This is a genomic window from Fundidesulfovibrio butyratiphilus (genome assembly GCF_054657235.1).
Genome location: NZ_BAAHXA010000002.1, coordinates 722,933 through 736,548 on the forward strand (window position 1 = coordinate 722,933; position 13,616 = coordinate 736,548).

Here is a 13,616-nt window from a genome sequence, read left to right on the forward strand (position 1 = left end):
CGCCCGCTGGGGCCGGCCTTTCGCGGCCCGGCTTTTTTTGTCCGCCGAAGCCGGCGGCGCGGCTTTTTGAGAATATCGTCTCGGCTCGTTTGTGAGTCAAGGAAGGGGCTATGTCCAGATTTTTGGATTCCGCGCTAGGGTTTTTCTCCAACGATTTGGCCATCGACCTTGGTACGGCCAATACGCTGGTTTACGTCAAGGGCAAGGGGATCGTGCTTTCCGAGCCGTCGGTGGTGGCCGTGAAAAAAGACGCCAGAGGCGTCAACAAGGTGTTGGCCGTGGGGGCCGAAGCCAAGAAGATGCTCGGCCGCACCCCGGGAAACATCGTGGCCATCCGCCCCATGAAAGACGGCGTCATCGCCGACTTCGAAGTGACCGAAGCCATGCTGCGCCACTTCATTTCCAAAGTGCATAACTCGCGCCGCCTGGTGCGCCCGCGCATCATCATCTGCGTGCCCACGGGCATCACCCAGGTGGAAAAGCGCGCCGTGAAAGAATCGGCCCAGTCCGCCGGCGCGCGCGAAGTCTATCTCATCGAGGAGCCCATGGCCGCGGCCATCGGCGCCAATCTGCCCATCACCGAGCCCACCTCGAACATGGTGGTGGATATCGGCGGCGGCACCACGGAAGTGGCGGTCATCTCCCTGTCGGGCATCGTGTATTCCAAAAGCGTGCGCGTGGGCGGCGACAAGATGGACGAAGCCATCATGCAGTACGTCAAACGCAAGTACAACATGCTCATCGGCGAATCCACGGCCGAGCAGATCAAGATCCACATCGGCAGCGCGCACACCTCCACCAGCCTGGGCGACATGGAGGTCAAGGGCCGCGACCTGGTGACCGGCATTCCGCAGAACATCGTCATCACCTCCGACGAGGTGCAAAAGGCCATCGCCGAACAGGTGGAGTCCATCGTCCAGGCGGTGCGCATCGCCCTGGAGCAGACTCCGCCCGAACTGGCCGCCGACATCGTGGACCGGGGCATCGTCCTGACCGGCGGGGGCGCGCTCCTGCGCGGACTGGACGAACTGCTGCGCGAAGAGACGTCTTTGCCCATCACCATCGTGGACGATCCGCTTTCGGCCGTGGTGCTGGGGTCCGGCAAGGCGCTGGACAACCTGGACGTTCTCAAAGAGGTCACCATCGATTAAGCCCTCGCCCCAACGCATCGCAGCCGGTCTGCTGGTGGCCTTGTTCGTCTATCTGGGGTTGTTCACATGGAACATCCGCACCGGATATATGGACAGCCTGGCCAGCCATACGGGCCTGGAGCTCACCCGGTGGGTGCTTTCACCCGGGAGGTGGGTGGGGAGTCGTGTTTCCGCCTTCTGGGAGCGCTACGTCTACTTTGTGGGCTTGCGCCAGGAGAACGAAACCCTGCGCCAGGAGCTCGCCCAGGCCCGCGAGGAACTGGTCTCCGCCAGGGAGAACGCCTCCCTGGCCAAGCGCTTGTCCGACCTCCTGGCCCTGACGCCGCCGGCCGAATGGAAGCGCGAAGGGGCCAGGGTCATCGCCCATCGTCTGGGGCCCAACGCCGCCCTGGAAACCTTTGTCATCGACAAGGGACGCCGTCAGGACGTGGACGTCAACACCCCGGTGGTGGCTCCCGAAGGCGTGGTGGGACGCGTGTTGCGGGCCAGCATGAGCGCGGCCACGGTGCTGCTGGTCACCGATCCCAACAGCCGCATTCCCGTGGTGTCGCAGACCACCCGCACCCAGGGCATTCTGGCCGGGCGGGGGCCGGGCGCGCCGCTTACGCTTCTCTACGTGTCCCTTTCGGCCACGGTGGAACCGGGCGAAATCCTGGTGACCACCGGGCTTGAGGGCATTTTCCCTTCGGGCCTACCCCTGGCCAAGGTCACGGCGGTCAACCGGGAGGGGGCGTCCATTTTTCTCAACGTGCAGGCCCAGACCCTGTTCGATCCCAAACACCTCGAAGAGGTGGCCCTGCTCAAGAAAGTGTCGCAGCCCAAACCCGCGGACGAGCCCGATGACGCCATGCCCGACACCTCGACCAGGCGCCCCAAGGGCGGGTCGGACAAGAAGGTGGAGTCCGGCAGAAAACGCAAGGCCCAGTCGGCCCCCGGGGGCGTCCAGGAAGGCCAACCGGAACGCAAGCGCGCTTCGGGAGGACAGGGGCAGTGAATTTCGCTCTCATCGTCTTCTGGACGGGATTTACGATTTTCGGCCTGTGGATGCAGAGCTTTCTGCCGGGGGTGGACTTTCTCGCGCCCGGACTCATCTTATGTCTGCAAGAGGAACGCGTCCGCGACACGGCCATACTGGGCGTGATCTGGCTGCTGCTTCAGGAAGGGACGGGGTCCCTGGCCTTCGGAACGGCCATTTTGTGGTATGGAGCCCTTATGAGCCTGTTTTTTTTCGGACATTGGTTCTTTGAGGGACGCAACTTCTTTTTCATGACGATTCTGGGGTGCTGCCTGGGAGTGCTGCATTTCGGGCTGACCCATGTTATGGCTTCTCTCCAGGACTGGCTGGTGGCCCCGGGCCGGGTGCTGCTGGAGAGCATGCTCCAGGCCTTGGTCTTCCCCTTGGAATGGGGCCTCGTCTACATCATCCACAACCACCTTCCCAAAAATGGCCAAGACGTATGAGCCCGATGGGCAACCGAATTCGCGCTCGGGCCTGATTCTGCTGCAAGCCCTCATTCTGGGGATCTTTTGCCTGTTCACGGTGCGCCTGTGGTATCTGCAGGTGCACAAGGGGGAACAGTTCGCGGAACAGGCCAAGGACAACCAACTGCGCCAGGCCTCCATACACGCGGCCCGGGGCATGATCACCGACCGCAACGGCAAACCCCTGGCGGTGAACGAGCCATCCTTCGCCCTGGGACTCATCCGCGAGGACTGCCCGGACATCGCCGGCACCCTGCACAAGGTGTCGCAGTGGACGGGCATCGAGTATCAGGTGCTGCTTGATACCTTCATCCGGGGCCGCAAGCGCGTGAAGTCTTTCGAGCCGCTGGTGCTGATCTCCAACCTCTCCTACGAGCTTCTGGCCAAGATCGAAGCCAACGCGGTTTCGTATCCCGGGCTCGACATCCTCGTCAGGCACAAGCGATACTACCCCGACGGGTATCTGTTGGCCCATGTCATGGGATACGTGGCCGAAGCCAACGAGGAGGAGCTGGAAAAAGACTCCAGCCTGGCTCTGGGCGACCAGGTGGGCAAGGGCGGACTGGAATACACGCTCGAACACCGCCTGCGCGGGGAAAAAGGCCTCAAGCAGATCGAAGTGGACGCCTACGGTCGCGAGCACAACGAACAGACCCTGCTCGAACCCAAGGCCGGCGGCAACCTGAGCCTGTCCATCGACGCCGATCTCCAGGCCTTTTGCACCAAGCAGCTCGAAGGCCAGGCCGGGTCCGTGGTGGTGCTGGAACCCAACACGGGCAAGGTGCTGGCCCTGGTTTCCCAGCCCAGCTTCGACAACAACCTCTTCGTGCTGGGCATCCCCACCCGCAAGTGGAAGGAACTGCGCGACGACCCCATGCATCCCTTGCAAAACCGGGTGGCCCAGTCGGTCTATCCGCCCGGGTCCACCTTTAAGCTCCTCATGAGCGCGTGCGCCCTTTCCGAAGGCATTCGGCCTACAGAAACCGCCTTCTGCTCGGGCTCGTACCGGCTGGGCGAGCACGTTTTCCACTGCTGGAAAAAGGGCGGACACGGCACCGTGGACATGCGCAGCGCCCTGGTGCAGTCGTGCGACGTGTTCTTCTACCAGCTCGGCGAAAAGCTGGGCATCGACCGCATCAACCGCTTCGCCCTGGCCTGCGGATTCGGACAGCCCACGGGCATCGACCTTCCTCACGAACGGTCGGGACTCATCCCGTCCACGGCCTGGAAAAAGCGTCGCTACGGCGAGAACTGGACCCGGGGCGAAACCCTCAACTGCTCCATCGGGCAGGGCTATGTGCAGGTTTCGCCGTTGCAACTGGCCAAGTTCGTGGCCGCGCTGGTCAACGGCGGCAACCTGATGCGGCCGAGCCTGGTGCTGAGCGACGAACCCGTGGTGCAAGGCAAGCTGCCGCTTTCCGACAAGGACCGGGAATTTATTTTGAACGCCATGAACGACACGGTCAACGCCGGCACCGCCGGGAAGCTGCGGCGCAGCGACGCCCGCATGGGCGGCAAGACCGGAACGGCCCAGGTGGTGAAGCTCCAGGTGGCGGACAACAAGGTCACCAAGGCCACGCCCTACAAATACCGCGACCACGCCTGGATAGCCAGTTGGGGCGTCAAGGGCGACCGGTCCTACGTGGTGGTGTGCATGGTCGAACACGGCGGCCACGCCGGCGAGGCCGCCGTCCCCGTGGCCAAGTACGTCTATGATTACCTGTTCGGCGCGGGCGGCAGCCTGGTGAAACTTCCGCCCAAGGGCGACGCCGCTCCCCCGGCCCCTTCCGGCAGGCAGGATTGACGTGGGCATCGACAGAAGGTTGATCGCCCATATCAATTGGCCCCTGCTCTCCATCATCGCCGTGCTCTTCGGCATCGGGGTGCTGAATCTCTACTCGGCCAGCGGCTTCCGCATGGGCGAGGGGGTTTCGCTCAATCCCTACTATCAAAAACAGTGCATCTGGGGCGCGGCCGGCCTGGTGTGCATGGTGCTGGTCACGCTCTTCGACTATCGTCACTTCCGGCACGTGGCGTGGCCCCTGGCCGTGGTGACCATCGTGCTCCTGGCGTTGGTGCCCATCATGGGCAAAGCGGTGTATGGGGCCAAACGCTGGCTGGACTTCGGATTCATGAGTTTCCAGCCCTGCGAGCTGGCCAAGTTTTCCACGCTGCTGGTCGGCGCCACCATGCTCAGCAAGGAGTCGGGAAAGCTGGGCTGGGGCGGGCTCCTCACGGTGCTGGCCGTGGCCCTGCCGCCGGCGGCCATGGTCATCGTGCAACCGGACTTGGGATCGGGGCTTAACATCCTGCTCCTTTTGGCGGGAATGATCCTCTACCGGGGCGTGGCGGGAAGGGTGCTCAAGGTGCTCCTGGTGGTGGTGCCGGCGCTCATTCCGTGCGGCTGGTTTTTTCTCAAGCCCTACCAGAAGCTGCGCGTGCTGACCTTGTTCAATCCGGAACGTGACCCGTTGGGCTCGGGCTACCACATCATCCAGTCGCAAATTGCCATCGGTTCGGGACAGATGTGGGGCAAGGGATTTCTGGAGGGAACGCAAAGCCAGTTGCGATTTCTTCCGGAAAAGCATACCGACTTCGCGTTGGCGGTGTTCGCCGAAGAGTGGGGCTTTGTGGGGACCATGGTCCTGTTGTTCCTGTTCTGCCTGTTCCTCTACCTGATCTTCACCACGGCGCGCGACGCCAAGGATCGCTTCGGCTCATTTCTGGCCGCCGGGGTCTTCTTTTATTTTTTCTGGCAGATTCTCATCAACATGGGTATGGTTCTAGGTCTCATGCCGGTGGTGGGCATTCCCCTGCCGTTCATCAGCTACGGCGGCAGCGCCACCATCGTGAATTTCTGCCTGTTGGGCATCGTCCTCAACGTTTCCATCCGCCGTTTCGTCTTCAAAAAGACGTAAAGCACGGCCAAAACCCACCACGGGAGGGGCAGGACCTTGGCCAAGGAAGACATCAACGCGTTTCTCGGCGCGGAAACCTCGTACAAGGGCCGCCTCGACTTTTCCGGGGCCGTGCGGATCGACGGCGCGTTCGAAGGAGAAATCGAGTCCGACGGCACCCTCGTGGTCGGGCGCGAGGCCGTGATTTCCGGCCAGGTGCGGGTGGGCCAGCTTGTACTGGGCGGAACGCTCACCGGCGACGTGATCTGCTCCATTCGGACGGTTTTCCACAAAACGGCGAAATTTTGCGGGACCCTGAGCACTCCGGCGCTCAACGTGGAGGAAGGAGCGATCCTGGACGGATCGCTTCGCATGACGGGAGAATCCGCGGAGTGCGGGGAAAAGTAACCTGCGGGCTTGTTTGTGAAATGTTTTACAAGTACCCTCAAAATCCTTGATTCACGCGGGTTTCGCGAGCTTAAAAAGAGAATTTCGGCTGGACACGACGGAGTATTTCCGGTAAGGACGCCGCAGTTTGAAACAAAATTCACAATTGGAGGGGCGGCTGGGCATGGACATTCTTGTTCTTGATCGCTGGTTCTTTGTGCAACTGGTGAATTTCCTCGTCATGCTGGTCATCGTCAACTACGTGCTGATTTCCCCGATCCGCCGCATGTTGCGTTTGCGTGCCGAGCGCATGGCCAGCCAGGCGGAAGAAATCGACGCCTTCAGCCAGGCGGCCGAAGGCAAGCTCGCGGCGTATCAGGCCGCGCTGGAAGAAGCCCGCCGCGAAGCGGGTCAGGTTCGCACCACTTTGCGTGAGGAGGGGGCGGCCACGGAAAAAGGCCTGCTGGAGACCGCCGGGGCCAAGGCCGCCGAGTCTTTGGGGGCGGCCCGCGCGCTGATCGTGCGCGAGTCCGAAACCGCCAAGCAGGCGATGTTGGGGCAGGTATCGGCCATGGCCGCCAAGGCGGCCGGAAAAGTGTTGGGCAAAGCCCTGTAGCATCGGCAGCCCGAAGCAAGCAAGGAGGATGGCATTGAAACGGACGCGGTTGATTCTTTCGCTTGCGGCCTTGTTCTGTCTGGCCGCGAGTGTCGCCTGGGCTTCGGGCGGTCACGACGAACCTCCCAACTTGATGAATCTCGCCCTGCGCACGGTGAACCTGATCATCGTCGTGGCTTTGTTCTGGCGTTTCGCCGGGGCGAAGGTGAAGGGCGCGTTCGTGGGACGTCAGCAGTCCATTGAGAACGGCTTGGCCGACCTGGACGAGCGCAAGCAGGCCGCCCAGAAGCGTTTGTCCGAAGTGGAGGCCTCCATCGCCTCTCTTGAAAGCGAGAAGGCGCAGATCCTGGCCGAGTACAAGGCCCAGGGCGAGGCTCTCAAGGCCAGCATCGTCGCCGCTGCCGAGGCCCAGGCCGAGCGCATCGCGGCTCAGGCCCAGGCGAGCGCGGCGCTGGAAGCCAAGGCGGCGGTGGACACCCTGCGCGCCGAAATGGCGGAAAAGATCGTGGAGGCGGCCGAAGCCCTGCTCGTGGCCAAACTCGACGACAAGACGCAGGACAAGCTGGTGGATGACGCTCTAAGCAAGGTGGTGCTCAATTGAGCGGGAACATCGCGGCACGCAGGTACGCCAGGGCGCTCTTCGTTCTGGGGGAAAAAACTGAGGCAGCCGGAACGTTCGGCAAGGATCTCGCGGATTTGGCTGAATGCATGGACAAAAGTCCCGAGCTTCTCAAACTCATTCGCAGCCTGAATTTCGGCGCGCAGGAGAAAAAAGCGGTGCTTGGCGAACTGGTCGCCAAGCTGGGCATGGCCCCCACCACCGCCAATTTTCTCAACCTGCTGGCCGATAAAGACCGGCTGGCGGCGCTTCCGGACATTCAAAAGATATACGCCGAGCTTCTCGACGAAGCCCAGGGTGTCGTGCGGGGCAAGATCATCACGGCGGGCAAGCTCTCCGCCGCCCGGCGCAAGGATATCCAGGCCAAGCTCGAAAAGAAGAGCGGCAAGAAACTGGTGCTCAGCTACGAGGAAGACAAGGCCATTCTGGGCGGAGTGGTGCTCAAGGTGGGGGACAAGGTGCTTGACGCGAGTCTTCGGGCGCAGTTGAAGCTACTGAAAGAACAAATCAAGAGGGGTGAGTAGGGCCATGCAGATCAAAGCCGAAGAGATCAGCAAGATCATCGAGCAGCAGATCCAAAACTACGACTCGCGGGTCGAGATGAGCGAGACCGGCACGGTGCTCTCCGTGGGCGACGGCATCGCGCGCGTCTACGGCTGCCAGAGCGCCATGGCCATGGAGCTCCTGGAATTCCCCGGCGGCGTCATGGGTCTGGTGCTCAACCTGGAAGAGGACAACGTGGGCGTGGCCTTGCTGGGTGAAGACACCCACATCAAGGAAGGCGACACGGTCAAGCGCACGGGCAAGATTTTTTCCGTGCCGGTGGGCGAGGCGGTTTCCGGCCGCGTGCTCGACCCCCTGGGCAATCCCATCGACGGCCTGGGACCCATCATCACAGAAGAATACCGTGAGGTGGAAATCAAGGCTCCCGGCATCATCGCCAGAAAGAGCGTGCACCAGCCCATGTACACGGGGCTCAAGGCCATCGACGCCATGACGCCCATCGGTCGCGGCCAGCGCGAACTCATCATCGGCGACCGTCAGGTGGGCAAGACCGCCGTCTGTCTGGACGCCATCCTGGCCCAGAAGGGCGGCGACGTGCACTGCTTCTACGTGGCCATCGGCCAGAAAAAGGCCACCGTGGCCCTGGTGGTGGACACCCTGCGCAAGTACGGCGCCCTGGAATACACCACGGTCATTTCCGCCACAGCTTCCGAACCCGCGCCCTTGCAGTTCATCGGCGCCTACTCCGGCTGCACCATGGCCGAGTACTACCGCGACTCGGGACGTCACGCCCTCATCATTTACGATGACCTGTCCAAGCAGGCCGTGGCCTACCGCCAGATGTCGCTGCTGCTTCGCCGCCCGCCCGGACGCGAAGCCTTCCCCGGCGACGTCTTCTACCTGCACTCGCGCCTTCTGGAACGCGCCTGCAAGCTTTCCGACGAGCGCGGCGCCGGGTCGCTGACCGCCCTGCCCATCATCGAAACCCAGGCGGGCGACGTGTCGGCCTACATTCCGACCAACGTCATCTCCATCACCGACGGTCAGGTGTACCTGGAGCCCAACCTGTTCAACGCGGGCATCCGTCCGGCCATCAACGTCGGTTTGTCGGTCTCTCGCGTGGGCGGCGCTGCCCAGGTCAAGGCCATGAAACAGGTGGCCGGCACCCTGCGCCTGGACTTGGCCCAGTACCGCGAACTGGCCGCCTTCGCCCAGTTCGGCTCCGACCTGGACAAGGCCACCCAGCTCAAGCTCAACCGCGGCATGCGCATGGTGGAACTGCTCAAGCAGCCCCAGTACCAGCCTCTGCCCGTGGAAGAGCAGGTGTCGTCGATCTTCGCCGCCGGTCGCGGCTTCATGGACGATGTGCCGGTCGACGCCGTGCGCGCGTTCGAAGAGCAGTTCCTCGACTTCATGCGCTCCTCCAAGGCCGACGTGCTGGGCGCCATTCGTGAGAAGCAGGCCCTGGACGACGCCATCACCGGCAAACTCATCGCGGCCATCGAAGAGTTCAAAAAGGGCTTCCGGGCCGAAGGTTAGCAGGGGAGCGGACACATGCCATCCCTGAAAGACGTCCAGGTAAAGATCGCGGCGGTCAAGAAGACCAAGCAGATCACCAAGGCCATGAACATGGTGGCCTCGGCGAAACTGCGTAACGCCCAATCCCGCATTGAACGGTTCCGGCCGTATGCGGACAAGTTCTACGAAATGCTCGGTAGCCTGGCCGCCGGCGCCGACAGCTCGATTCATCCGCTGCTCGAACGGCGCGAGGTGGTCAAGAACAGCCTCGTCGTGCTCATTACCTCCGATAGGGGCTTGTGCGGCGCGTTCAACGGCGGTTTGGTTCATACGGCCATGAAGTTGGCCCAGCGGAAGCAGGCTGAAGGCAAGACCGTGAAGTTCGTCTGTGTGGGCAAGAAAGGACGCGACGCCGTCCGCAAGAGCCCCTACGAACTGCTCGCCGCCTACGCCGACCAGATGGGCACCTTCGACTACTCCCTGGCGGCCAAACTCGGCCAGGAAGTGATCGGCGGGTTCGTACAGGGAGAGTTCGACGAGGTGGACCTCGTATTCGGCAAGTTCGTCAACATCGGCCGGCAAGACCCCACGCAGCTCACCGTGCTGCCCATGGCGTCCGAACCGGAAGAAAAGGAACAGACCGGGCCCACGTCGGAATATCTCTACGAACCTTCGGTTGAAGGACTCTTGGCCCAGCTGTTGCCCCGTTTCGTCAATGTCCAGCTGTATCGCGGCTTGTTGGACACCTCGGCCTCGGAACATGCGGCGCGCATGCGGGCCATGGATAACGCCACCAAGAACTGCGACGAAATGGTGAACACCCTCACCCTGGTCTACAACAAGGCCCGACAGGCGAGCATCACCAGAGAGCTGATGGACATCGTCGGCGGCACAGAAGCGCTAAAAGGATAAAGGGGGCGAATTCCCATGAGCGTAAAAGGCAAAATCGTCCAGGTCATCGGCGCGGTGGTGGACATGGAGTTCCCTGAAGGGCAGCTCCCCTCCATCATGAACGCCATCAACTTGCAAAATACGAACAACCCCAACGCGCCCGAACTCGTCCTCGAAGTGGCCCAGCACCTGGGCAACAACGTGGTGCGGACCATCGCCATGGACTCCACCGACGGTCTGGTGCGCGGCATGGAAGGCGAAGACACCGGAGCGCCCATTCAGGCCCCGGTGGGACGCGCTCCCCTGGGTCGTATCATCAACGTCATCGGTCAGCCCGTGGACGAGGCCGGACCTCTCGGCTCCACCGAGTTCATGCCCATCCACAGGGCCGCTCCGGAGTTCGTCGAGCTGTCCACCAAGGTGGAAGTGCTCGAAACCGGCATCAAGGTCGTCGACCTGCTCATCCCCTTCCCCAAGGGCGGCAAGATGGGCTTGTTCGGCGGCGCCGGCGTGGGCAAGACCGTTATTCTGATGGAGATGATCAACAACATCGCCAAGCACCACGGCGGCCTTTCGGTCTTCGCCGGTGTGGGCGAGCGTACCCGCGAGGGCAACGACCTCTACTACGAATTCAAGGATGCCGGCATCCTGGATAAAGCCGCCTTGGTGTACGGTCAGATGAACGAGCCTCCGGGAGCCCGCGCCCGCGTGGCCCTCACCGCCCTCACCGTGGCCGAGTACTTCCGCGATATCGAAGGCCAGGACGTGTTGCTCTTCATCGACAACATCTTCCGGTTCACCCAGGCCAACTCCGAAGTGTCGGCGCTTCTGGGCCGCATGCCCTCCGCGGTGGGTTACCAGCCCACCCTGGGAACTGACCTTGGCGGCCTCGAGGAACGCATCACCTCGACCAACAAGGGATCCATCACCTCGGTGCAGGCCGTGTACGTGCCCGCCGACGACTTGACCGACCCCGCGCCGGCCACCACGTTTTCGCACCTGGACGGCACCCTCGTGCTTTCGCGCCAGATCGCGGAACTGGGCATCTACCCCGCGGTGGACCCGCTCGACTCCACGTCGCGCATCCTCGACCCCCTGGTCATCGGCCAGGACCACTACGGCGTGGCCCGCTCCGTGCAGTCGATCCTGCAGAAGTACAAGGATCTGCAGGACATCATCGCCATCCTCGGCATGGACGAACTCTCCGACGAAGACAAGCTCACCGTGGCCCGGGCGCGCAAGATCCAGCGCTTCCTGTCCCAGCCGTTCTTCGTCGCCGCTCAGTTCACCGGCAAGGAAGGCCGCTACGTCAAGCTGGAAGACACCATTCGCGGTTTCAAGGAAATCATCGAAGGCAAGCACGACGAGCTGCCTGAAGGCGCCTTCTACATGGTCGGCACCATCGAGGAAGCCGTCGAGAAATCCAAGGAGAGCTAAGCCCCATGGCCAAAGAACTTCGCCTGGAAATCGTCACGCCGGATCGCATGGTGCTCTCCGCTGACGTGGAGTACGTCGGCGCTCCCGGTGTGCTCGGCGAGTTCGGCGTGCTGCCCGGACACGTGGCCTTTCTCTCCGCCCTGGGCATCGGCAACCTGTTCTACAAGAAGGGAGGCAGGACATACTACGTCTACGTCTCCGGCGGGTTCGCCGAAGTCAGCAACGGGGAAAAAGTCACCATCCTGGCCGAAGTGGCCGAACGGGCCGAAGAAATTGATGTGGAACGCGCCCGTCGCGCCGAGGAGCGCGCTCGTCAGCGTATCTCTCAACGCCAGGAACAACTGGACCACGCACGGGCTCAGGCCGCCTTGCAACGCGCAATCGCCCGCATGAGCTGCAAAACCCACGCCCAGTCCGCCGGCACCCTCGGCTAGACGGCGTTGGCATTATTCGCCCCCAAGGCAGGTCGCATCCGCGGCCTGCCTTTTTTTTGGGGCGTGTCTCGCAAAGGGACAAGAAACGCCTTGCCGATTCGGGAAAACAAAACGAAAATCAAACGTGAGGCGACAACGCCTGCAGAGAAAAATCAAGACGGAAAGCATGTTGCGAACCGTGTGCGTCGAGGATTTCGGCGGGGTTGAATATCGGCCAATGATGTGACAAACCGACCACGGTGATGAGCGTGTGAGTCTTTTCAGAGAGTTCGAGGTGAACGTGATCGACGCATCCATTGGCGCGGTGGTGATGGCCGCGGGCAAGGGCACGCGCATGCACGCGGGAGGCCCCAAAGTGTTGCGCCGCCTACTGGGCGAACCCATGCTGGGTTACGTGTTGGGCGCACTGTCCCCCCTTTTCCAGGACCGGGTCCGCGTGGTGGTGGGCCACTGCGCCGGGGACGTGGAAACGTCGTTTCCCGACTTTTCCGGCCGTTTTGTCCTGCAGGAGCCGCAACTGGGCACGGGACATGCCGTGCAGTGCGCTTGGCCGGAGATCAAGCGTTCCGGGTGGAGCCATGTCCTGGTGATCAACGGCGACGTGCCCCAGGTGACCAGCGCGCAGGTGACGGCCTTTGTGGCAGAAGCCTTGGACGGCGGATCTGATCTGGCCTTTCTGAGCATCGAGGTAGACGATCCCGGCGCATACGGCCGCGTCTGCCGCGACACGGCGGGCAGGGTGCGCATCGTGGAGGCCAAGGACCACGACCCCGTCCTGCATGGCCCGGCTTCGGGCGAGATCAACGCCGGGGCCTATTTGCTCAAGGTTTCGGCGGTGGAACGGGCCCTGGCCGGACTGACCAACGCCAACGCCAGCCAGGAGTTTTACATAACCGACCTGGTGGAGTTGGTGGGCGACCAGGGCGGAAAGGTGTCCGCGGTCAATCGCGGGCGCGAACAGGACTTGCTTGGGATCAACACGCCGGCCGAGCTGGTGGAGGCCGAAGAGGCCTTGCGGGCGCGCATTGTGAAACACTGGCTTCTCTCCGGGGTGACAGTGCGTTCCCCGGGCCAGGTTCGCATCGGTCCCCGCGTGCGTTTGGAGCCCGGCGCCGAAGTCTGCGGGCCCTGTGACCTGGTGGGCGATACCACGCTGGGTGCGGGATGCGTGGTGGGACCCAGCGTGTGGATCGAGGACAGTCGCTTGGGGACGGACTGCAAGGTGCTGCCGTTTTCGCATTTGCAGCGGGCCGAACTCAAGGCCGGCAGCGACGCCGGTCCTTTCGCCAGGCTGCGTCCGGGCGCGGTTCTCGAGGAAAAGGCCCATGTGGGGAATTTCGTGGAGATGAAGAAGGCCACCCTGGGTGTGGGGGCCAAGGCCGGCCACCTCACCTATCTGGGCGACGCCACGGTGGGCAGCGGAGCCAATGTGGGGGCCGGCACCATCACCTGCAACTACGACGGTGCGAAAAAGTGGCCCACGGTCATTGGGGAGGACGCCTTCATCGGGTCCAACACGGCCCTGGTGGCTCCGGTGACGGTGGGTGCGGGGGCCGTGGTCGGCGCCGGGTCGGTGATCACCAAGAATGTGCCGGACAAGGCCCTTGCCGTAACGCGGGGAAAGTTATTTACACGGGTTCGTAAGTGAAAACCTCTCTTGATTTTCCTGTCCAGACACGA

Annotated in this window: 14 protein-coding genes; all 14 read left to right on the forward strand. The window is 62.7% G+C overall.

From position 1 onward, the window contains the following. Positions 1-110: 110 nt before the first annotated feature. The 14 genes from ACYQ01_RS14295 to glmU all read left to right on the forward strand — a co-directional run bounded on the left by ACYQ01_RS14295 (position 111) and on the right by glmU (position 13,584). Positions 111-1,151 carry a rod shape-determining protein gene (locus tag ACYQ01_RS14295; protein WP_459934534.1) on the forward strand — a complete coding sequence of 347 codons (1,041 nt, stop codon included), beginning with the start codon at positions 111-113 and terminating at the stop codon, positions 1,149-1,151. 34 nt (positions 1,152-1,185) lie between these two features. Beyond that, positions 1,186-2,145 (forward strand): rod shape-determining protein MreC, encoded by a 960-nt coding sequence (gene mreC, locus ACYQ01_RS14300; protein ID WP_459934535.1) that lies wholly within the window; start codon positions 1,186-1,188, stop codon positions 2,143-2,145. Further along, positions 2,142-2,612, forward strand: coding sequence for a hypothetical protein (locus tag ACYQ01_RS14305; RefSeq protein WP_459934536.1), 471 nt, complete (start codon positions 2,142-2,144; stop codon positions 2,610-2,612). The genes mreC and ACYQ01_RS14305 overlap by 4 nt, the downstream gene beginning before the upstream one ends. Then, positions 2,596-4,437: a penicillin-binding protein 2 gene (mrdA, locus tag ACYQ01_RS14310; RefSeq protein ID WP_459934537.1), complete on the forward strand. Its 1,842-nt coding sequence runs from the start codon at positions 2,596-2,598 to the stop codon at positions 4,435-4,437. Before ACYQ01_RS14305 ends, mrdA begins: the two co-directional genes overlap by 17 nt. 1 nt (position 4,438) lies before the next feature. After that, positions 4,439-5,551 (forward strand): rod shape-determining protein RodA, encoded by a 1,113-nt coding sequence (gene rodA / locus ACYQ01_RS14315; protein WP_459934538.1) that lies wholly within the window; start codon positions 4,439-4,441, stop codon positions 5,549-5,551. Between the two features lie 36 nt (positions 5,552-5,587). Beyond that, positions 5,588-5,938: a bactofilin family protein gene (locus tag ACYQ01_RS14320; protein WP_459934539.1), complete on the forward strand. Its 351-nt coding sequence runs from the start codon at positions 5,588-5,590 to the stop codon at positions 5,936-5,938. Positions 5,939-6,101: 163 nt separating this feature from the next. Further along, complete coding sequence (locus tag ACYQ01_RS14325) at positions 6,102-6,533, forward strand: F0F1 ATP synthase subunit B (RefSeq protein WP_459934540.1); 432 nt, start codon at positions 6,102-6,104, stop codon at positions 6,531-6,533. 28 nt (positions 6,534-6,561) lie between these two features. Continuing rightward, complete coding sequence (locus tag ACYQ01_RS14330) at positions 6,562-7,134, forward strand: F0F1 ATP synthase subunit B (protein WP_459934541.1); 573 nt, start codon at positions 6,562-6,564, stop codon at positions 7,132-7,134. Next, a complete protein-coding gene (gene atpH / locus ACYQ01_RS14335; RefSeq protein ID WP_459934542.1) occupies positions 7,131-7,676 on the forward strand; it encodes an ATP synthase F1 subunit delta in 546 nt (181 codons plus the stop codon). Before ACYQ01_RS14330 ends, atpH begins: the two co-directional genes overlap by 4 nt. Before the next feature lie 4 nt (positions 7,677-7,680). After that, on the forward strand, positions 7,681-9,195 hold the full coding sequence (gene atpA, locus ACYQ01_RS14340; protein WP_459934543.1) for a F0F1 ATP synthase subunit alpha: 1,515 nt from the start codon (positions 7,681-7,683) through the stop codon (positions 9,193-9,195). A gap of 15 nt (positions 9,196-9,210) precedes the next feature. Then, entirely contained in the window at positions 9,211-10,086 is an 876-nt protein-coding gene (locus ACYQ01_RS14345) for a F0F1 ATP synthase subunit gamma (protein ID WP_459934544.1), read from the forward strand. 15 nt (positions 10,087-10,101) lie between these two features. After that, the gene (gene atpD / locus ACYQ01_RS14350; protein ID WP_459934545.1) at positions 10,102-11,502 is read left to right on the forward strand and encodes a F0F1 ATP synthase subunit beta; all 1,401 of its coding nucleotides are present in this window, start codon (positions 10,102-10,104) and stop codon (positions 11,500-11,502) included. Between the two features lie 5 nt (positions 11,503-11,507). Next, positions 11,508-11,936: a F0F1 ATP synthase subunit epsilon gene (locus ACYQ01_RS14355; protein ID WP_459934546.1), complete on the forward strand. Its 429-nt coding sequence runs from the start codon at positions 11,508-11,510 to the stop codon at positions 11,934-11,936. Between the two features lie 283 nt (positions 11,937-12,219). After that, positions 12,220-13,584: a bifunctional UDP-N-acetylglucosamine diphosphorylase/glucosamine-1-phosphate N-acetyltransferase GlmU gene (gene glmU / locus ACYQ01_RS14360; RefSeq protein ID WP_459934857.1), complete on the forward strand. Its 1,365-nt coding sequence runs from the start codon at positions 12,220-12,222 to the stop codon at positions 13,582-13,584. Positions 13,585-13,616: the final 32 nt, after the last annotated feature.

Excerpts from the sequence above, each read along its gene's own strand:
- ACYQ01_RS14295 (WP_459934534.1), top strand. The coding sequence starts at position 111 with ATGTCCAGATTTTTGGATTCCGCGCTAGGGTTTTTCTCCAACGATTTG.
- atpD (WP_459934545.1), top strand. The coding sequence starts at position 10,102 with ATGAGCGTAAAAGGCAAAATCGTCCAGGTCATCGGCGCGGTGGTGGAC.
- ACYQ01_RS14355 (WP_459934546.1), top strand. The coding sequence starts at position 11,508 with ATGGCCAAAGAACTTCGCCTGGAAATCGTCACGCCGGATCGCATGGTG.
- atpA (WP_459934543.1), top strand. The coding sequence starts at position 7,681 with ATGCAGATCAAAGCCGAAGAGATCAGCAAGATCATCGAGCAGCAGATC.
- ACYQ01_RS14330 (WP_459934541.1), top strand. The coding sequence starts at position 6,562 with ATGGCATTGAAACGGACGCGGTTGATTCTTTCGCTTGCGGCCTTGTTC.
- mrdA (WP_459934537.1), top strand. The coding sequence starts at position 2,596 with ATGGCCAAGACGTATGAGCCCGATGGGCAACCGAATTCGCGCTCGGGC.
- ACYQ01_RS14325 (WP_459934540.1), top strand. The coding sequence starts at position 6,102 with ATGGACATTCTTGTTCTTGATCGCTGGTTCTTTGTGCAACTGGTGAAT.
- ACYQ01_RS14345 (WP_459934544.1), top strand. The coding sequence starts at position 9,211 with ATGCCATCCCTGAAAGACGTCCAGGTAAAGATCGCGGCGGTCAAGAAG.